General features: G+C 64.7%; 16 protein-coding genes. 4 read left to right on the top strand and 12 right to left on the bottom strand.

Annotation, left to right across the window (positions count from 1 at the left end; all coding sequences use genetic code 11):
* Nucleotides 1-121: 121 nt before the first annotated feature.
* A complete protein-coding gene (locus tag IYY11_RS20690) occupies nucleotides 122-2,560 on the top strand; it encodes a PAS domain-containing sensor histidine kinase (RefSeq protein WP_196405609.1) in 2,439 nt (812 codons plus the stop codon).
* Here IYY11_RS20690 and IYY11_RS20685 read toward each other — a convergent pair.
* The 9 genes from IYY11_RS20685 to IYY11_RS20645 form a co-directional block, all read right to left on the bottom strand.
* The gene (locus IYY11_RS20685; protein WP_196405608.1) at nucleotides 2,452-3,864 is read right to left on the bottom strand and encodes a HAMP domain-containing sensor histidine kinase; all 1,413 of its coding nucleotides are present in this window, start codon (nucleotides 3,862-3,864) and stop codon (nucleotides 2,452-2,454) included. The genes IYY11_RS20690 and IYY11_RS20685 overlap by 109 nt on opposite strands.
* On the bottom strand, nucleotides 3,848-4,531 hold the full coding sequence (locus IYY11_RS20680) for a response regulator transcription factor (RefSeq protein WP_018407552.1): 684 nt from the start codon (nucleotides 4,529-4,531) through the stop codon (nucleotides 3,848-3,850). Before IYY11_RS20680 ends, IYY11_RS20685 begins: the two co-directional genes overlap by 17 nt.
* A gap of 173 nt (nucleotides 4,532-4,704) precedes the next feature.
* Nucleotides 4,705-6,222: a Do family serine endopeptidase gene (locus IYY11_RS20675; RefSeq protein WP_409455269.1), complete on the bottom strand. Its 1,518-nt coding sequence runs from the start codon at nucleotides 6,220-6,222 to the stop codon at nucleotides 4,705-4,707.
* Nucleotides 6,223-6,440: 218 nt separating this feature from the next.
* Nucleotides 6,441-7,445, bottom strand: coding sequence for a magnesium/cobalt transporter CorA (corA, locus tag IYY11_RS20670; protein WP_196405607.1), 1,005 nt, complete (start codon nucleotides 7,443-7,445; stop codon nucleotides 6,441-6,443).
* Nucleotides 7,446-7,459: 14 nt separating this feature from the next.
* The gene (grpE, locus tag IYY11_RS20665) at nucleotides 7,460-8,056 is read right to left on the bottom strand and encodes a nucleotide exchange factor GrpE (protein WP_196405606.1); all 597 of its coding nucleotides are present in this window, start codon (nucleotides 8,054-8,056) and stop codon (nucleotides 7,460-7,462) included.
* 56 nt (nucleotides 8,057-8,112) lie between these two features.
* Nucleotides 8,113-10,923 (bottom strand): [protein-PII] uridylyltransferase, encoded by a 2,811-nt coding sequence (locus IYY11_RS20660; protein ID WP_196405605.1) that lies wholly within the window; start codon nucleotides 10,921-10,923, stop codon nucleotides 8,113-8,115.
* On the bottom strand, nucleotides 10,920-11,897 hold the full coding sequence (gene gshB / locus IYY11_RS20655; protein ID WP_196405908.1) for a glutathione synthase: 978 nt from the start codon (nucleotides 11,895-11,897) through the stop codon (nucleotides 10,920-10,922). The genes IYY11_RS20660 and gshB overlap by 4 nt, the downstream gene beginning before the upstream one ends.
* A gap of 140 nt (nucleotides 11,898-12,037) precedes the next feature.
* The gene (gene cysE / locus IYY11_RS20650; RefSeq protein WP_196405604.1) at nucleotides 12,038-12,877 is read right to left on the bottom strand and encodes a serine O-acetyltransferase; all 840 of its coding nucleotides are present in this window, start codon (nucleotides 12,875-12,877) and stop codon (nucleotides 12,038-12,040) included.
* Nucleotides 12,878-12,880: 3 nt separating this feature from the next.
* Nucleotides 12,881-13,477: a LemA family protein gene (locus tag IYY11_RS20645; protein ID WP_196405603.1), complete on the bottom strand. Its 597-nt coding sequence runs from the start codon at nucleotides 13,475-13,477 to the stop codon at nucleotides 12,881-12,883.
* A gap of 137 nt (nucleotides 13,478-13,614) precedes the next feature.
* On the opposite strand from IYY11_RS20645, the gene IYY11_RS20640 reads away from it, so the two are divergent.
* The 3 genes from IYY11_RS20640 (at nucleotide 13,615) to IYY11_RS20630 (ending at nucleotide 16,849) form a co-directional block, all read left to right on the top strand.
* Entirely contained in the window at nucleotides 13,615-14,037 is a 423-nt protein-coding gene (locus tag IYY11_RS20640) for a SufE family protein (protein ID WP_196405602.1), read from the top strand.
* 214 nt (nucleotides 14,038-14,251) lie between these two features.
* Nucleotides 14,252-14,422 (top strand): hypothetical protein, encoded by a 171-nt coding sequence (locus tag IYY11_RS20635; RefSeq protein ID WP_196405601.1) that lies wholly within the window; start codon nucleotides 14,252-14,254, stop codon nucleotides 14,420-14,422.
* Nucleotides 14,423-14,776: 354 nt separating this feature from the next.
* The gene (locus tag IYY11_RS20630; RefSeq protein WP_246720141.1) at nucleotides 14,777-16,849 is read left to right on the top strand and encodes a tetratricopeptide repeat protein; all 2,073 of its coding nucleotides are present in this window, start codon (nucleotides 14,777-14,779) and stop codon (nucleotides 16,847-16,849) included.
* A 313-nt stretch (nucleotides 16,850-17,162) separates the two neighbouring features.
* On the opposite strand, the gene IYY11_RS23125 is transcribed toward IYY11_RS20630, so the two are convergent.
* The 3 genes from IYY11_RS23125 to IYY11_RS20620 are packed head-to-tail and all read right to left on the bottom strand — an operon-like array spanning nucleotide 17,163 to nucleotide 18,363.
* Nucleotides 17,163-17,612 (bottom strand): DUF6456 domain-containing protein, encoded by a 450-nt coding sequence (locus tag IYY11_RS23125; protein ID WP_246720166.1) that lies wholly within the window; start codon nucleotides 17,610-17,612, stop codon nucleotides 17,163-17,165.
* Nucleotides 17,501-18,022: a hypothetical protein gene (locus IYY11_RS23120; RefSeq protein WP_246720140.1), complete on the bottom strand. Its 522-nt coding sequence runs from the start codon at nucleotides 18,020-18,022 to the stop codon at nucleotides 17,501-17,503. Before IYY11_RS23120 ends, IYY11_RS23125 begins: the two co-directional genes overlap by 112 nt.
* A complete protein-coding gene (locus IYY11_RS20620; protein ID WP_196405600.1) occupies nucleotides 18,019-18,363 on the bottom strand; it encodes a helix-turn-helix domain-containing protein in 345 nt (114 codons plus the stop codon). The genes IYY11_RS23120 and IYY11_RS20620 overlap by 4 nt, the downstream gene beginning before the upstream one ends.
* Nucleotides 18,364-18,395 lie beyond the last annotated feature (32 nt).

The following is an 18,395-nucleotide window of genomic DNA, read 5'->3' as shown; positions in this document are numbered from 1 at the left end:
GCGCCCAAAAAAGAGTCGTTAACGTCGCGTTAAGTTCTGGACAATCGCGCGTCGAGAGATTCGAATGAAGGTGATTCGCTCGTAAGCCGCGTTCGCATCACAATCATTTTGGAGGCTATCGATGGCGCGCGCTCCCGCTGCCCGCGTGAAGACTCACGCCCATACCGTCTGGGGAGCGTACCGGTTCGATGAGGACGGCGCAAAGGGCCTGAAGGACTTCTCCTGGCTGCGCCCTCTGGCGTTCGCCGCCTGCGCGGTTTGCCTCGTCTCTCTCGCCGCCTTTGTCGTGTCGCTGACCAGCGCGATGCAGGATCGACTGGTCGAGCAGGCGGTCGACGATCTCGATCTTTTCGTTCGCGCCGTGTCGCAGGACCTGCGCGAAAAAATCAAGACCGACGCCCAAAAGCCGTTCGGCGCGCCGCTCAATCAGCTCGTGCCGCAAGGCGCGCTGGCGCGAGGACGACGCATTCTGGTGACAGACGAGCGCGGCCGCGTCGCCGCCGCCTTTCCGCCGATTCCCTCGACAGACCTCACGCTGTCGCAAGCCATCGGCGCCGAAGACGCGCTCGTCGACTTCGCCGACAACGCCGGCGTCTTGCGCGTCATTTTACCGGATGGCGTTCCCGCCCTCGTGAGCGTCAGAAAGCTGCCGACGCCATTCGGCCAGGTGGCGATGATTTATCCCGTGGACAATGTGCTCGGCGAGTGGCGCGTGATCGCGTCCCGCTATGCGCTGCTGTTCGCCTGCACCACGCTGCTGCTGCTCGTCATCGTCCTCGCCTATTTCCGCCAGAGTCGGCGCCGTCAGGACGTCGAACGCGCCAATACGTTGATCCGCAGGCGCCTCGAGGCGGCGCTTTCGCGCGGCCGCTGCGGCCTTTGGGAATGGGACATCGCGCGCGGCCGGATCTCCTGGTCGGACTCCATGTATGAAATGTTGGGGCTGCCGGCCGAGCGCCGCTCGCTCTCCTATACTGAATTGAGCGCGCTGCTGCATCCCGACGACGGCGACTTCCAATCGATGGCCGACATGGTCGCGAGCGCACGGACGAACAGCGTCGATCACGAGTTCCGGCTGAAGAACGCCGCCGGCGAATGGATCTGGCTGCGCGCGCGGGCGCAGATCGTCGAAGATGGTCGGGAAGCCGGCAAGCATTTGATTGGAATCGCCATTGACGTTTCGGAGCAACGCGCGCTCGCCGAACAAACGGAGATGGCCAATTTGCGCCTGCGCGACGCGATCGACGCCATTTCCGAAGCCTTCGTGCTGTGGGACGCCAAGAACCGCCTCGTGACCTGCAATTCGAAATTTCTCTCGCTGCATGGGCTTTCGCTGGAAGCCGCATCCGCCGGAGCCAACTATCGGCGGATCATGAGCTGCGCCACCGCGCCCTTGATCCGCACCCAGGTCGCTTCGCCAGACGGACCTTCGCCAGACGCCCGCACCTATGAGGCGCAGCTCATCGACGGCCGCTGGCTTCAGATCAATGAGCGCCGCACCAAGGACGGCGGCTATGTCTCCGTGGGCGCCGATATTACGGCGCTCAAGCGCAACGAGGAGAAGCTGCGTGAATCGGAGCGCCGACTCACGGCGAGCGTCGCCGATTTGACCCGCTCGCGACAGACGCTGGAGATGCAGGCGCAGCAGCTCGCGACGCTCGCCGAGCAGTATCATCACCAAAAGGCCGAGGCGGAAGCCGCCTATGTGGCGAAATCGGAATTCCTCGCCAATATGAGCCACGAGCTGCGCACGCCGCTCAACGCCATCATCGGCTTTTCGGAAATGATGGAGGCGGAGCCGTTCGGCGCGCTCGGGTCGCCAAAATATCTCGAATATTGCTGCGGCATACGCCAGGGCGGCAATTACCTCAACGAAGTGCTGTCCGACATTCTCGACATGTCGCGTCTCGAAGCGGGGCTCGTGCGTCTTGCCGAACGGGAGATCAACGTCGCGGAGGCGCTGCGCAAGGCCGTTGGCGCCTGGCGCGCGCGCGCCGACGTGAAGAACATCGAGCTGGTCGCCGACGCCCGCGAGAACCTACGTTGCGTCGGAGACGAAGCGGCGATCGTCAAGACGCTCAGCATCTTTCTGTCCAACGCCGTCAAATTCAGCGAATTCGGACGCGTGGTGCGGGTGCGCGCGCGCGCGCATGGCGGCGCAATCGACGTCTACGTCGAGGATTCAGGGCGCGGCATCGACCCGCGCGCCATCCCCAAGCTCGGCAAGCCGTTCGAACAATGCGCCGATCTGATGGAGAACGGCATGCGGGGGTCCGGGCTCGGCCTCGCCATCGCCCGCGCCCTCATCGAGCTGCATGGCGGCGCGCTGCGCGTCCGCTCCCGTCTTGGAGAAGGCACGGTCGTCATGATGCGGCTTCCGGCGGCCTCGGCGACGGTGACTCCTTTGAAGGCGCGCGCGATCGAAGCCGGCGCATCCGCGAAGATCGCGCCTTACGCGCGCTCCATCCGCGCCGTCGGGCCGACAGTTGTCCGCATCGCGGGCAGCGACAGCGCCACGCGCAATCCAGGCGCGTTGTCTTCGATCCGCAACGCGCCGTGATGCATCCGCGCGACCGCCGCCGCCAGCGACAGGCCGAGACCTGAGCCCGGCCGCGAACGGGAATTCTCAAGCCGCACGAAACGTCCCACGACGCGCTCGCGATCCGATGGCGCGATGCCGGGTCCGCGGTCCGCGACGATGATTTCCACACGATCGCCGACGCGCCGCGCCTCGATGGCGATGCGCGGCGCGTCGCCTGTCCCGCCATATTTCAGCGCGTTGTCCACGAGATTCACCAGCGCCTGCCCGAGCAGTTCGCGACTGCCGGTGACCGCAAGTCCGTCCTGCGCGTCGACATCGAGATTGACGCCCTGCTCTTCGGCGACGGGCTCATACATCTCGGCGATGTCGCGCACGACGGAGTCGGCGTCGAAGACGGCCATATTGTCGCTCGAATAGCCCGCCTCCGCCCGCGCGATCATCAACAAGGCGTTGAAGACGCCGATGAGATTGTCGGACTCTTCGATCACGGCGGCGAGCGCCGCACGATGCTCGCTGTCATCTGAGCCCGACCGCAAGGCCGCCTCGGCGCGGTTGCGCAATCGGGTCAACGGCGTCTTGAGGTCATGCGCGATATTATCGGAAACTTCGCGCAAGCCGGCCATCAGCTCGCTGATGCGCTCGAGCATGGCGTTGAAGTTTTCCGCCAGCCGGTCGAGCTCGTCGCCGGCGCCCGAGATGGCGAGTCGCTCGTGCATATCGCCCGCCATGATGCGGCGCGCCGAGCCCGACATCACGTCGACGCGCTCCAGCATGCGATACGAAACGAACAAGCCGCCAAGCGCCCCGACGAGCGCGAGCCAGAATAGCGACACGCCGAGCGCGCGGCGCAATATGTCGCGAAGCACTTCATGGTCTTCGATGTCATGGCCGATGAGCAGGCGAAAGCCGCCAGGCAGAAGAAACAGCCGCAGCAAGGCCGGATGCTTGACGCCCGGCTCGCCGCGTCGCTCATAGGGCGTCTCGACGAGTTCCGTGCCGCCGGAAGGTGTGAAATTCGGCGGCTCGATATTGCCGACGATGACGTCCCCGGCATGACTCGAGAGCAGATAGAGCGAACCGCCCGGCGCACGCACGCGGCGCTCCACTGCATTGACGAGCTGGCGCAGGCCACCCTGCGCATATTGTTCGGACAACGCCCGGATTTCGGCGTCGACAGTCTGCTCGATCTGCTCATCGAGCACTTCCTTGACGCGTGCGCCGACGCGCGCGAGCACGAGGCCCGCGCCAATTGAGAACAGCACGAGATAGGCGATCGACAGTTTGAACGCTGTCGTGCGGAAAAGCTTACCGAGCGCCGTCACGGATCATATACCCAGCCCCGCGGATGGTGTGCAGAAGCGGGTTCTCGCGGCCTTTGTCGATCTTGGATCGCAGACGGGAAATATGCACGTCGATGACATTGGTCTGCGGATCGAAATGGTAATCCCAGACATTTTCGAGCAGCATCGTGCGGGTCACCACCTGGCCGGCATGTTTCATCAGATATTCCAGCAGCCGGAATTCGCGCGGCTGAAGCACCACCTCCTGGCTGCCGACCGTCACCTTATGCGATAACCGATCGAGCTCCAGATCGCCAACGCGATATTGGGTTTCTTCGCCCTTGGGCCCGACCCGGCGGCGCGCCAGCGCCTCGACCCGCGCCAGCAATTCCGAAAAGGCGTAAGGCTTTGGCAGATAGTCGTCGCCGCCGGCGCGCAGACCCTTCACGCGGTCGTCGACCTGGCCGAGAGCGGAGAGAATGAGCGCCGGCGTTTGAACGCCTTGCTCGCGCAAGCCCGAGATCAGCGACAGCCCGTCCATCTTGGGCAGCATCCTGTCGACGATCAGCACGTCGTAACCGCCTTCGCTGGCGCGTCCATAGCCGGAAAGCCCGTCTGCGGCGTGTTCGGCGACATGGCCTTGTTCACGGAACGCCTTGACGAGGTATTCGCTCGCTTCGCTGTCGTCTTCAATGATCAGAATGCGCATGTTTCACTATAGCTGAGATTGCAAAAAAACGGCAGGCCGGCGCATTGTGCGCCAGCCTGCCCCGCGTTCGGAAGCCAGGAGGGGACTGGCTCTGCCCGACGCTCTTCGTTGCGGAGACCGGCTGCGGGCGGGTGCAGTGTGACGGCCTCGACGCAAGAAGTCCTTAAGCGGCCTTAGCCGGCTCCGCCTCTCACCGGAACGGCGATGAACTTCGCGCCGTCCGCAGATTTCACACGCAGCAGCACCGAGCGCCGTCCCTCTTTGCGCGCCGCCTCAAGTGCGGAGGCGAGTTCGCCACGGGAGCTCACCGGCTGCCCGGCGGCCTCGATAATCACGTCGCCCCTGCGCAATCCCTTTTGGGCGGCGGCGCCGGAGGGATCGAGATCAGTCACGAACAGCCCTTCCCGGCCCGCGCCGCGAATGTCGGCCGCCGGGGCGACCTCGAGCCCAAGGCCGGACAGTTCCGGCCCCCGCTCCGAGAAGCCTTCATCATCGGCGCGTGCTTCCCTTTCGTCAGGAAGGGCGCCCAGTTTCAGCTTCACCGTCTTTTCGGCGCCCGAGCGCAGATAGGTGATGTCCGCCGTCTTGCCAGGGCCAAGGGTCGCGATGCGGCGCGCGAGATCTCGCGACGTGTCGATCTTGTCGCCGTTGACGGCGACGATGATGTCGCCAGACTTCAGGCCGGCCTCTTCCGCCGGCGCGCCGCGCTGCGGCTGCGCGATCAGCGCGCCTTTCGTGGACTTCAGCCCCATGCTGTCGGCGATTTCCGGCGTCACGTTTTGAATCTTGACCCCGATCCAACCACGCGACACGGAGCCCTTTTCCTTAAGCGCCGCGACGACGTCCTTGGCCACCTCGGCCGGAATGGCGAAGCCGATGCCGATCGAACCGCCCGAAGGCGAATAGATCGCCGTATTGACGCCGATCACATTGCCGCGAGAATCAAAGGCCGGACCGCCGGAGTTGCCGCGATTGACCGGCGCGTCAATCTGCAGAAAGTCGTCGTAAGGGCCGGCGCCGATGTCCCGCCCGCGCGCCGAAACGATGCCGGCGGTGACCGAACCTCCGAGACCGAACGGATTTCCGACCGCGATCACCCAGTCGCCGACACGCGGCGCCGCAGAGCCCCAGTCAACATAGGGCAGCTTCGCGCCGTCGCTGATCTTGAGCAGCGCCAGGTCGGTGCGCTTATCCGTGCCGACAACCTTGGCGGGCAGCGTTCTTCCGTCGTCGAGCGCAACGTCGACTTCGCTGGCGTGTTCCACAACGTGGTTATTGGTGACGACATAGCCGTCGGGGCTGATGATGAAACCAGAGCCCTGCGACATCGTCATGTGTTTTTGCGGACGGCCCCCCTGACCTTCTCCGAAGCGCTTGAAAAAGCGATACATGGGGTCGTCAGGCGAGACGTCCGGCATCTCGAAGATGCCGCCGCCCTGTTGATCGTCGACGGCCTTGACCTTGATGGCGACGACAGCGGGCTTGACGCGCTCGACGACGTCCGCGAACGACGCCGGTCCGGCGGCGGTGACAGATCCTGAAAGCGGCGCTTCGGCGTAAGCCGGCGTCAGCGGCGCCGGACCGATCGCTGCGCTCAGCGCGAATGCCGCCGCAGCGCCCATCAGCGCCAGACGGGACGCGCGGCGCGGCGCTTCAACGGCGCGGGCGCGAGGATTGTTTGCGATAGGCATTTTTCGAAAATCTCCATCTTGAACGACGCCGCGTGGAGGAGAAGCGCAACGTCGCCGCAAGATGGAAGATGGAGATCACCGCTTTGCCGGCCAATGGCGGCGGGATGAAACTTTCGTAAGGCGCTAGGCCCAAGCAAACGGTCGCAGGGCGACTGCGCGTGAGAATGCGCAGCGTGAGAGCACTGGCGACGCGCCTCGGCCGGGATGGCGGGCGGCGTTCACAGCCAGCCCGCGCGACGGAGCCGGAAATAAAGATAGCCGCAGATACTCACCGTCACGCCGAGGACGACGTAATAGCCATATTTCCAGTCGAGTTCGGGCATGTGACGGAAGTTCATCCCGTAGACGCCGGCGATGGCCGTGGGCACCGCCAGAATCGCGGCCCAGGCGGCGAGCCGGCGCGAAATGTCGGTTTGCTGGATCTGCGCATTCATCAGGCTCGACTCGAAAGCGAAGGCGAGCGTCTCACGCATCGTGTCGATGCGTTCCTGGACGCGGCGCAGATGGTCGCGAACGTCGCGAAAATGCGGCCGCATCTCCCGGTCGATGGCGACGACGTCGCTGCGCTCCAAGCGACGGCAGACGTCCGAAAGCGGCGTCACGGCGTTGCGCAGATGCAAGAGGTCGCGCCGCAAACTATAGAGCTGCTCAATTTCCGGCTTGCCCATCGTCGTCGCGAGAACATGATCCTCGATGTCCTCGACCTGATCGTTGATCGCGTCGAGCACCGGAAAGTAGTTGTCGACGATGAAATCGAGAATGGCGTAGACAATGAAGTCTTCGCCCTCCGAGAGGCGTTCCGCGCGCGCCTCGCAACGCTCTCGCACATGCGCATACGAACTCGACGCGCCATGGCGCACGCTCACGACATAGCCGGCGCCGATAAAAATATGCGTCTCGCCGAAAGCGATGCGGCCCTCAACCATCTGCGCGGTGCGGGCAACGATGAAAACGCTGTCTTCATATTCTTCGAGCTTGGGAAACTGATGCGCCTTGAACGCGTCCTCGATCGCGAGATGATGCAGCGCGAACTGTTCGCCGACGCGCTCCAGCAGCTGTTGTGACGGCTCGTAGAGTCCGATCCAGACGACATAGCCTTCGCGCTTGGTCCACTCTCCGGCCTCGCCGATCTCAATATCGGCGATCTTATGTCCACCGTGATAGACCGCCGCTGCGACAACCCCCGCTTCCGGAGGCTTTGTCGCGGTCGCTCGCTCGTCCATGCGTCCTGCCCCGGTCAGGACGGCTTTGATCCGCCGCGCGCCACGCCGACTTTTGCAGGGCGCAACACGCGTTCGCCGATCATGTAGCCTTGCTCAACGACCTGAGCCACCGTGCCCGATGGTTGCGTCTCGTCGGGAATTTCGAAGAGCGCTTCATGCTGATTAGGATCGAACCGCGCGCCTTTGGCGTCGATCTTCCTGACGCCGAAGCGCGCGAGCCGCGCAAGAAAATCGCGCTCCATCACGTCGACCCCCTCAAGCAGCGACGCAACCGCCGGCTCGGCGCGCGCCGCCTCGGGCACGCTCTCGATGGCGCGGCGCAGATTATCGGCGAATGACAGCATCTCCCGCGCGAAATTCGCCACGCCATAAGTTTTCGCGTCGGCGATCTCGCGCTCGGCGCGACGGCGCACATTCTCGACTTCGGCGAGGGCGCGAAGAAGCTTATCCTTTAACCCTGCGTTTTCTGCATAGAGATTTTCGAGCTCGGTGAACGGCTCCGGCTGCGCAATGTCGGATTCGGCCGACGGCTGCGACAAGGATGAAGGCTCAGCGCCTTTCCGATTCTCCGTCGACTCAGCCTTTTTGTCTGCGTTCGTTGGATCGCTCATGCTGTCACCATCATTCTTTCGTAAAGGCTTCGATATCTGCGCGCGAAACGTCAAAATCAAGTCGCGGCGGCGGCGGGCGTTTTGGCCCCGCCCGCGCCGGGACCGCGAAACACGTCCAGGAGCTGGCGCTTGATCGTCGCCTGCCGCTGGGGCGAGGCGATCTTCGCGCCCGTCAAATCCGTGACATAGAAGGCGTCGACGGCGCGCTCGCCGAAGGTGACGATATGCGCCGAGGCGATATTGAGATTGAGCCGCGAAATCGAATTGGTGAGCTCGAACAGCAGCCCCTCGCGGTCGAGTCCGGAGACCTCGATGACCGTATAGACGTTCGACAGGCTATTATCGACGACGACCTCAGGCGCGACCGAAAAGGCGTCGGTCGGCAGATGCGCTTTGGCGCGCGCCCGCAGCTCTTCGGACACGACGACCTCGCCGCGCAGCGCCCTGGCGATGAGGCCGGCGATTCGCCCGGCGCGACGCATCTCGTCTTCGTCAAAATCAAAGGCGCGCGAGAAGAAGATCGTGTCGAGCGCGAGACCATCCGCCGTGGTGAAAATATGCGCGTCGACGATATTGGCGCCGCCTGCCGCGCAGCCGCCGGCGATGATCGACAGCAGACGCGGGTTGTCCGGCGCGACGACGGTCAGCTCTACGGCGCCGCGCGTCCTGTCGAGTTCAACCGCGGTCGCCAGCGGCGCGGATGCGTCGTTCATCTCGCGAAGCAGCTCCGCGTGACGCAGCTTGCGGGCGACGTCGACCTTGAGCCAATAGGCCGGATAGTGACGCTTGGCGTAGGCGTCGAACTCCTCGTCGCTCCACTCTGGAAGCGCCGCACGCAGATCGGCTTTCGCGGCCGCGACGCGACTCTTGCGATCGACCGCCGAATGGCCGCCGCCGAGCACAACCTCGGTCTCCCAGTAGAGCACGCGCAGCAGCTGCGCTTTCCAGGCGTCGAGCACGCCGGGCCCGACCGCGTTGATGTCGCAGACGGTAAGAACGAACAGCATCTTCAGCCGCTCCATCGTTTGAACGATGGCGGCGAAATTTTCGATGGTGACGCGGTCGGAGAGATCGCGGCTCTGCGCGAAGCTCGACATGGTGAGATGATGTTCGACGAGCCAGGCGACGGATTCGGTCTCGCCAGGGGTGAAGCCCAGACGCGGACACAGGCTGCGCGCCACCTCCATGCCGGCGAGCGAGTGGTCCTCCTTTCGGCCCTTGGCGATGTCGTGCAGGAGCAGGCCCAGATAAAGCACTTTGCGGTTGACGATCGTCGGCAGGATTTCGTCGACCAGCTGCTGATGCTCCGGCATGCGTCCGGCTTCGAGATCGGACAGTCCGCCGACCACGCGCAGCAGATGCTCGTCGACCGTATAATGATGATACATATTGAATTGCATCATCGCGACGATCTTGCCGAAATCCGGAATGAACCGCCCAAGCACGCCGGTCTCATTCATCCGGCGCAGCGTAATTTCGGTCATGTTGCGCGAGAGCAGGATTTCCAGAAACAGCCGGTTGGCTTCCTTATTCGCGCGCAGATTGGCGTCGATGAGACGCAGCGACAGAGTCACCGCGCGCAAAGCGTCGGGATGCAGCGGCAGGCCGTGATGATCGGCCGTCCAGAACAGCCGGATGATGTTGACCGGATCGCGCTTGAACACATCAGCGTCGACAATGCTGATGCGGTCGTGATCGACGATGAAGTCGCCTTGCGGGGCGCGGCTGCGCCGGCGCCGAAACGGCTGCAGAAAGCGCTCGAAGATGGCGCGCGGCTTCGCCTGCTTTTCTTCAAGCGCCGCGCAGACGATCGCGGTGAGATCGCCGACTTCCTTGGCGACGAGAAAATAGTGCTTCATGAAGCGCTCGACCGGCGAGAGGCCGCTACGGTCGTGATAGCCGAGACGCTTGGCGATCGTCGTTTGCACGTCGAAGGCGAGCCGTTCCTCGGCGCGCCCCGTCGCGAAATGCAGATGACAGCGCACGCGCCACAAAAACTCCTCGCAGCGCTCGAACAGGCTGAGCTCCGCCGCGGTGAAGAGGCCGGCGGCGACGAGCTCCTTCGCCTCGCGTACGCGATAGACATATTTGGCGATCCAGAACAGCGTATTGAGATCGCGCAGGCCGCCTTTGCCTTCCTTCACATTCGGCTCGACGAGATAGCGCGAGGCGCCGGCGCGCATCACCCGCGCGTCGCGTTCGGCGAGCTTGGCGGAGACGAATTCGCGCGTATCCGAACGGGCGATCTCGCGATCGAAGCTCTCGCGGAACTCGCTGAACAGCTCGGCGTTGCCGAGAATGAAGCGCGCTTCGAGAAGCGTCGTTCGAATGGTCATGTCGGCGCGAGCCTGACGCATGCATTCGGCGACGGAGCGCGTCGCATGGCCGACCTTCTGACGCAGATCCCAAAGGATATAAAGGATCGCCTCGATGACGCTTTCGCCCCACGGCGTCTGTTTGTAAGGGACGAGAAACAGCAGATCGATGTCGGAGCCCGGCGCCAGCGTCCCGCGCCCATAGCCGCCCACCGCGATAATGGCGAGACGCTCGGCAAAGGTCGGATTGTCGACGACGTAAACGTAGCGCACGACATAGTCGTAGATGGCGCCGATCAACTCGTCTTCGAGCCCTGAAATCAATCTCGCGCACGCCAGTCCCGAGCCGCGCGCCTCAAGCCGGGCGCGCGCGATCTCGCGTCCTTCCGCCAAGACCGAGCGAAACAATTCGACGATCGCCGTGCGCCGCGCATGGCCGCGCTCACCCTTGCAGATCGCGGCGACCGATGGCGCGAGGGCCTCGCGCAGTCCACGGAACTGCTCGTTGGGATCAAGCCCGGCGAAAACGCTGAGCGGCGCCGCTTCGTTCATGGAGTCAGTTCCGGCGATCGGCCCGATGCGCGCAGGGCGCGCAGACGCGCCTCGATGGCGTCGAAGAGCGGCGGCGCAAGATCCGGCCCGCCGATGCGTTTTAGCGCGCGGAGCCCTGTCGGCGAGGTCACGTTGATCTCGGTGAGCCAGCCATCGATCACGTCGATGCCGACGAAGACCAATCCGCGCCGTTTCAGCTCCGGCCCGAGCCGCGCGCAGATGTCTCTTTCGCGCGCGTTGAGTTCGGACGCCGCCGGCGCCCCGCCGCGCACCAGATTGGAGCGGATGTCGTCATCGGCCGGAATGCGGTTGATCGCGCCCATCGCCTCGCCGTCAATGAGAAGAATGCGCTTGTCGCCCTTGACGATCTCCGGCAGGAACCGCTGCACGACCCAGGGCTCGCGGAAGATCGTCGCGAACATGTCGAACAGCGAACCGAAATTCGGATCGCGCGGCGCGACCTTGAACACCGCGGCGCCGCCATGGCCGTAGAGCGGCTTCATGACGATCTCGCCATGCTTGGCGCGAAAGCGCTCCATCGCGGCGCGGTCGCGCGTGATCAGCGTCGGCGGCATCAGATCGGCGAACTCCATCACGAAGATTTTTTCCGGGGCGTTGCGCACATGCGCGGGGTCGTTGACGACGAGAGTCCTCGGCGCGAGCCGCTCCAGAAAATGCGTGGAGGTAATATAGGCGAGATCGAAGGGCGGGTCCTGACGCAGCAGCACCACGTCCATGTCGCCGAGTTCAAGGTCGGTGGCCTCGCCGAGCGCGTAATAGCGCGAAGGATCGTCGAAAACGTCGATATGGCGCCCGCGCGCCGTCAGCCGGTCGCCTTCGAGCGACAATTGATCCGGCGTGTAGAACCACAGGCGATGGCCCCTGCGCTTCGCCTCCAGCATCAGCGCGAAGGTGGAATCTCCAGCAAAATTAATGCGTTCCAAGGGGTCCATCTGGACCGCAATCTCGAGCATCGATCCCCCTGCCCCGGCCGCCGCCGTCCTGCGCCGGCCTTTGGCGACGGCGCCGCCGCGCGCGGCGACACATAGCAGGAGAACCGTGGCCCTGCGCAAGCCTCAATCGCCCCGGCCCTTAGCGGACGTGGCGGCGCGGGTCAGATCACGTAATCGAAAGAATCATAGGCGAGGCCGCGCAGGATCTGGTCCATGTCGCGCGCCGGCTCCATGCGTGATTCGGTCCCGACCACTTTCGCCGGAACGCCGGCGACGATGGAATTGGGCGGAACCGACTGCAGCACCACCGAGCCTGCGGCGATCCGCGAACAGGCGCCGATCTCGATATTGCCGAGAATTTTGGCGCCCGCGCCGATCATCACGCCGCGCCTGACCTTCGGATGACGGTCGCCCGCGACCTTGCCCGTGCCGCCCAGCGTCACGCCGTGAAGGATCGAAACGTCGTCGTCGACGACCGCCGTCTCGCCGACGACGAAACCGGTTCCGTGATCGAGGAACAGGCCTTTGCCGAAGCGCGCGGCAGGATGAATGTCCGCCGCCAGGGCGTCGGAGGCGCGGCTTTGGATATAAAAAGCGAAGTCGTGTCGCCGCCCGCGCCACAGCGCATGCGCCAGCCGCGCCGACTGGATGGCGTGAAAGCCCTTGAAATAGAGCAGCGGTTCGATCATCCGCCCGCAGGCGGGATCGCGCTCGACATAGGCGGTCAAATCGGCGCGGAAGGCCGCCGCGATCGCCGCATCGTCGCGCACCGCCTGCAGGAAGGCGTCGGCGATCGTCTCGGCGTCCACGGCTGACGCGCCGAGTCGCGCGGCGATGCGATGGACCACCGCCTCTTCGAGCGAGGCGCGATTGAGGATCGCGCCGAGCATCAGCGGCGTCAGCGACGGGTCGAGACGCAGCGCCTCCTCGGCTTCGCGGCGCATATGCGCCCACATCGCCTCCCGCGCAATCAGCTCTTCTGTCGGCGCGTCGGCGCTCATCGTTTAGAACTTCACCTCTGGCGGCGATTGCGCCGCGCCGGCCGCGGAGAATTCCGCCATCGGCTTCGTGCCGGCGAAGAACGTCTTCGCCCAGAGAAGCGTCGGAAAGGTGCGCAGCGACGTGTTGAATTCCCGCACCGCGTCGATGTAGTCGCGGCGCGCGACAGTGATACGGTTCTCGGTGCCTTCGAGCTGCGACTGCAGGGCGAGGAAGTTCTGGTTGGATTTTAAGTCCGGATAGGCTTCGCTCACCGCGATCAGCCGGCCAAGCGCGCCGGTCAGCTGATTTTGCGCCTCCTGGAACTGCTTCATTTTTTCGGGGTCGGTCAGCGAACCCGCGTCGACCTTGACCGACGTCGCCTTGGCGCGGGCCTCGACGACGGAGGTGAGCACGTCCTTCTCCTGCCTGGCGTAGCCCTTCACGGTCTCCACGAGATTTGGAATGAGATCGGCGCGGCGCTGATACTGGGACTGCACGTCCGACCATTTCGCCTTGGCGTTTTCTTCGAGCGTCGGAATCGTATTGTAGCCGCAGCCTGCAAGACTAAAGCTCAGAAAAATCGCGGCGGCGACGGCGCGCCAACGGGAAAAGTCGCTCATATAAATCTCCGTGAGAGCGGCGCGGCGCGCCAGCGATCATCGCGCGGAATGTAAGGCGTGGCCCTCGCCAAGAAAAGGGCGCGGCGCAGCGCCGGAATGAGGTAGAATGCGCCTTCGCCGGAAGGATGCGGAGCAAAATGCAGATCGACGAGATCATTGGCAATTTCGAGCTGCTCGATGAGTGGGAGGATCGCTACCGCTATCTCATCGAGCTTGGGCGCACGCTCGAGCCGCTGCCCAAAGAGGCCTATAAGGACGCGAACAAGGTGCGCGGCTGCGCCAGCCAGGTGTGGCTCGAAACGACGCCGACGCGCGACTCTGAGGGGCATACCGCGCTCGCGTTTCGCGGCGACAGCGACGCGCATATCGTGCGCGGCCTCGTCGCGCTCGTGCTGGCGCTTTACTCGGGACGCACCGCGCAGGAGATCGTCGACACCGACGCGGCGCCGCTGTTTAAGGAGCTCGGCCTCGCCGAACATCTGACGCCGCAACGCGCCAACGGCCTGCGGTCCATGGTCGAGCGCATCAAGAGGGAAGCCAAAGAGGCGATGGCGGCGTAGGCCCCCACCCTGTCCCTCCCCCGCTTCGCGGGAGAGGGGACGCAAACGAGCAGCGCAGCGCTATGGCGTCAGGGTAGATACGCCAGCGCGGCGTCGATGAAGCGCCCGAGTCTCACTCCCTCTCCCGCGAAGCGGGGGAGGGTTGGGGAGGGGGTCCCAGTCTAGCACCACTATGTTCTGTCATTGTTCGGCCGTTTCGCGACTTGAGCGACGCATGGGCTGCGAACCTCTGCCGCGTCACGCCCGCCTTGAGCCGGGCATCCACGAATGCGCCCGTTTTGACGTGGACAGCCCGTGGGACAAGCCCGGCCACGACGGACTGGCCAACGCGTCTCTCGCCGCCGACGAGTCTCGCGCGACGGCTCCGCTCATGTTACGCCTGTAGAATATTTGAGAAGATCCGCAGGGGCATTTTATGGGACGTCAGTCGGCGAGCGACGCCAAAGAAAAATATTCTCGTCGGATTTTTTTTGAAGGCGCGGAGGCGATCGCGGTTCATGCCGCGCTCTGGGCGATCTTCGCCTGTCTCAACCCGACCAGATCCGATGCTGCGCCACGCGCTTCGCATATACGTAATGCGCAATCGGCGGAGCATTTCGCGAAGCGTAGATCTTTGTCGCCGTCCGATAACAAGCGTCCCGAGTTATTGGCGCGCGAAGCGGAGGCGTTTTACAAGCGAGGAATTGCATCTGGAGATAAAGCCGCGTTTGACGCCGCTATTGATCGCTGGAAAAAACTTTTGGACCTGCTCCCGCGCCGAACGTTTCCGCTCCAATGGGCGATGGCCCAGAACAACATCGGCGCTGCGCTTGGCGCGCTTGGCGAGCGAGAGAGCGGGACGGCGACGCTGCAACAGGCCGTCGCCGCCTACCGAGAGGCGCTCAAAGAAAGGACGCGCGCGCGATCTCCGCGAGATTGGGCGGCGACGCAGAATAATCTCGGCGCCGCGCTTCAACTGCTCGGGACGCGGGAGAGTAGTAGAACAACCCTGGAGCAGGCTGCGGCGGCCCTGCGCGAGGCGCTAAAGGAGTGGACGCGCGAGCGGGTTCCGCATGACTGGGCGATGGCCCAGAATAACCTCGGCAATGCGCTTCGTGCGCTCGGCGAGCGAGAGAGTGGGACGGCGACCTTGAAACAGGCCGTCACCGCTTACCGTGATGCTCTCAAGGAATACACGCGCGCGCAGAATCCGCTCGAATGGGCGAGGACGCAGAATAATCTCGGCAATGCGCTTTTGCGGCTGGGGGAACGTGAGAGCGGGACCGCTACCTTGGAACAGGCCGTCACCGCATACCGTGAGGCTCTTAAGGAATACACGCGCGCGCAGAATCCGCTCCGATGGGCGATGGCGCAGAACAATCTCGGCTTTGCGCTTATGCGGCTTGGCGAGCGCGAGAGCGGGACGGCGACCTTGCAACAGGCCGTGGCGACTTTGCGAGAGGCGCTCCAGGAAAGGACGCGCGAGCGCGTTCCGCTGGACTGGGCGATGACCCAGAACGATCTCGCAGTCGCGTTGGCGCGGCTCGGCGAACGCGAGAGTGGGACGGCGAAACTGCAACTAGCCGTGGCGACTTTGCGAGAGGCGCTCCAGGAAAGGACGCGCGAGCGCGTTCCGCTGGACTGGGCGATGACCCAGAACGATCTCGCAGTCGCGTTGGCGCGGCTCGGCGAACGCGAGAGTGGGACGGCGAAACTGCAACTAGCCGTGGCGACTTTGCGAGAGGCGCTCCAGGAAAGGACGCGCGAGCGGGTTCCAGTCCAATGGGCGACGACGCAGAGCAATATCGGCCTTGTGCTCACGAGACTAGGCGAACGAGAGAGCGATCCGGCGACGCTGAGACAGGCAGCCGCGGCTTTCCAAGAGGCGCTCCTCGAAAGGACGCGCGAGCGGGTTCCGTTCGATTGGGCGATGACCCAGAACAATCTCGGCCTTGTGCTTTTTAGACAAGGCGAACGCGAAAGCGATCCAGCGACGCTGAGACGGGCCGCGGAAGCCTTCCGTGAGGCGCTCAAGGAATGGACGCGCGAGCGGGTTCCACTTCAATGGGCCGGGACTCAGAACAATCTCGGCCTTGCGCTGGTGCGGCTCGGAGAGCGCGAGAGCGGAACGGCGACCCTGCAAGAAGCGGCGGCGGCTTTCCGCGAGGCCCTCAAGGAAAGCGCGCGCGAGCGCGTTCCGCTCGATTGGGCGACGACGCAGAACAATCTGGGGAGTGCGCTGGCGATGCTCGGTGAGCGCGAGAGCGGTTGGGCGACGCTACAGGAAGCGGTGGCGGCTTTCCGCGAGGCGCTCAAGGAAAGAACGCGCGAGCGCGTTCCGCTCGACTGGGCGACGACACAGAACAATCTCGGCGGTGCGCTGACGCGGCTTGGGGGACGCCAGAGGGGAACGACGACTCTGCAAGAGGCCATAGCGGCCTTCCGCGAGGCGCTCAAGGAAAAGACACGCAAGCGCGTTCCGCTCGATTGGGCGATGACTCAGAATAATCTTGGGAGTGCGCTCGCTACGCTCGGCGCACGCGAGAGCGGGACAGCGACTCTGGAACAGGCCGTCGCGGCCTTCAGGGAGGCGCTCATGGAAAGGACGCGCGAGCGCGTTCCGCTCGATTGGGCGATGACGCAGAACAATCTGGGACTTGCGCTGGCGGCGCTCGGTGAACGCGAGAGCGGAACGAAGACGCTGCAACATGCGGTCGCCGCTTATCGCGAGGCGCTTGAAGAATGGACGCCCGAAGCTGCTTCCTACCAGCATGGCTTAGCGCAGCGAAATCTCAATCGCGCGCAGATGTTAATAACGCGACGAAGAAGATAGCACGCGTAGAAATCAAGGAATTTCTGCACTGGCGCGATCCGCGCTCGACGGTTGAGCGCATCCGAGGGAAGCGCGCGAGGCGATGGCGGCGTAGACCCCCACCCCAACCCTCCCCCGCTTCGCGGGAGAGGGAGTCCGACTCGGCGCTTCATCAACGTTGCGCCGGCGCATCAATGCCGCGCTGGCTGCGCGGCGCTGCTCGTTAGGGTCCCCTCTCCCATCCGAAGTCGGCTGTTGCCGACTTCGGCGTCGATGCGCAAACCGGGAACACCCGGTTTGCGAAGCGGGGGAGGGACAGGGAGGGGGTTGCCTCTCACACCCTCGGCCGATAATCCTCGGCGCCCCAATGCAGCAGCGCTTCGGCGCGGTCGCGGCCGCGCGCTTCGATCGCGAGCCCGTAATGGCGCGCCAATCGATCGAGCGCGATTTTGAGCACGACTTTCGCCGAGCGGGGCGGCCAGCCGCGTTCGCTTTCGACGATCTCAAGGCCCTTCAGATAGCCGCAGACGTCGGTCAAAAGGCCCGCCAGTTCCGGCCCCGTCGCGTCGACGGCGCGCGCAAGACGCCGGCGCGCGTCGATCGCCACCTCGGAGACGGCGCCGGCGTCGGCGCCTTGGCGCGCCGCGTTGATCGACGCCTCCCAATTCGCGGTCACGCGCTGCAGGAGCTGCGCCTGTTCGATGTCGCGGCGAAAGCGCTCGCCGGCTTCGAGCTGCGCGGCGTCGAGAAAGGTTCGGCCCTCGCGGTCCTTCCGCCGCGCCAGCCAGGCGAGGGGACTTTCCGCGCATCATTGACGAGCGTCGGACGCGCGCCCTTTTCAAGCTGCCGCAGCGCATAGGATGCGTGCTGGGCGCGAAACGGCTCCGCCTGATCGACGTCGAGCGCGGACAATCGGCGCAGATAAGCGCGGCCGGCGTCGGTGAGCGCCAGCCGACGCTCGCCGCCTTCCCGCTCCCATCGCACGAGTCCTTCGGCGAGCGCGGCGTCGGAGGCGGCCGCCGCAAATCGCGCGCGCGCCACGGTGACGCCCTTACGCGCGGCGAGCACGACGAGCGTCGAGGCTTCGAGCGGGCTGAGGGCGCCGCGCGCGCCCGGCTCGGCAAGCGCCTGCAGCAGCCGGCGCATCGCGCGGCCGGTTTCGTCCCTGGTTGGAGTTCGCGCGCTTTTCGTCATCGCACGCTCCCTTGGGCAATCAAGACGCAGATCATGTCGCGCTGCGCGGTCAGCGCGGTTTCGAGCCGGCGGGCGCCGGCGTCGAACAGCGGATCGTCGCGCAGATCTTCGATCGTCGCGCAGGCGTGACGGACAGTGGCGCGGTCGCGCGCGAAAGCTTTGGCGCAGGCCGAAACGCTGGCGCCGAGCGCGACATGGTGGAGATAGACGGCGAGCTGACGCGCCCGCGCGACCGAGGCGCGGGAGCGGCGAGGGGAAAAGAGATCGGCGAAGGGTGCGCCCTGTGCGGCGGCGGCCGCGGCGGCGCTAAGCCCCGGAATAAGCGTCGGATCGAGAAGCATCGAGGTCTCCAGCCAGGTGACGAACAACCGTA

It is taken from the genome of Methylocystis sp. H62 (assembly GCF_015709515.1).
Taxonomy (GTDB): Bacteria; Pseudomonadota; Alphaproteobacteria; order Rhizobiales; family Beijerinckiaceae; genus Methylocystis.
Note: the sequence above shows the minus strand (reverse complement) of the source record. Positions and strands in the feature narration are given on the sequence as shown.

Coding starts and splice junctions, on each gene's coding strand:
- IYY11_RS20690 (WP_196405609.1), top strand. CDS start 122: ATGGCGCGCGCTCCCGCTGCCCGCGTGAAGACTCACGCCCATACCGTC.
- IYY11_RS20680 (WP_018407552.1), bottom strand. CDS start 4,531: ATGCGCATTCTGATCATTGAAGACGACAGCGAAGCGAGCGAATACCTC.
- IYY11_RS20675 (WP_409455269.1), bottom strand. CDS start 6,222: ATGCCTATCGCAAACAATCCTCGCGCCCGCGCCGTTGAAGCGCCGCGC.
- corA (WP_196405607.1), bottom strand. CDS start 7,445: ATGGACGAGCGAGCGACCGCGACAAAGCCTCCGGAAGCGGGGGTTGTC.
- grpE (WP_196405606.1), bottom strand. CDS start 8,056: ATGAGCGATCCAACGAACGCAGACAAAAAGGCTGAGTCGACGGAGAAT.
- IYY11_RS20660 (WP_196405605.1), bottom strand. CDS start 10,923: ATGAACGAAGCGGCGCCGCTCAGCGTTTTCGCCGGGCTTGATCCCAAC.
- gshB (WP_196405908.1), bottom strand. CDS start 11,897: ATGCTCGAGATTGCGGTCCAGATGGACCCCTTGGAACGCATTAATTTT.
- cysE (WP_196405604.1), bottom strand. CDS start 12,877: ATGAGCGCCGACGCGCCGACAGAAGAGCTGATTGCGCGGGAGGCGATG.
- IYY11_RS20645 (WP_196405603.1), bottom strand. CDS start 13,477: ATGAGCGACTTTTCCCGTTGGCGCGCCGTCGCCGCCGCGATTTTTCTG.
- IYY11_RS20640 (WP_196405602.1), top strand. CDS start 13,615: ATGCAGATCGACGAGATCATTGGCAATTTCGAGCTGCTCGATGAGTGG.
- IYY11_RS20635 (WP_196405601.1), top strand. CDS start 14,252: ATGGGCTGCGAACCTCTGCCGCGTCACGCCCGCCTTGAGCCGGGCATC.
- IYY11_RS23120 (WP_246720140.1), bottom strand. CDS start 18,022: ATGACGAAAAGCGCGCGAACTCCAACCAGGGACGAAACCGGCCGCGCG.
- IYY11_RS20620 (WP_196405600.1), bottom strand. CDS start 18,363: ATGCTTCTCGATCCGACGCTTATTCCGGGGCTTAGCGCCGCCGCGGCC.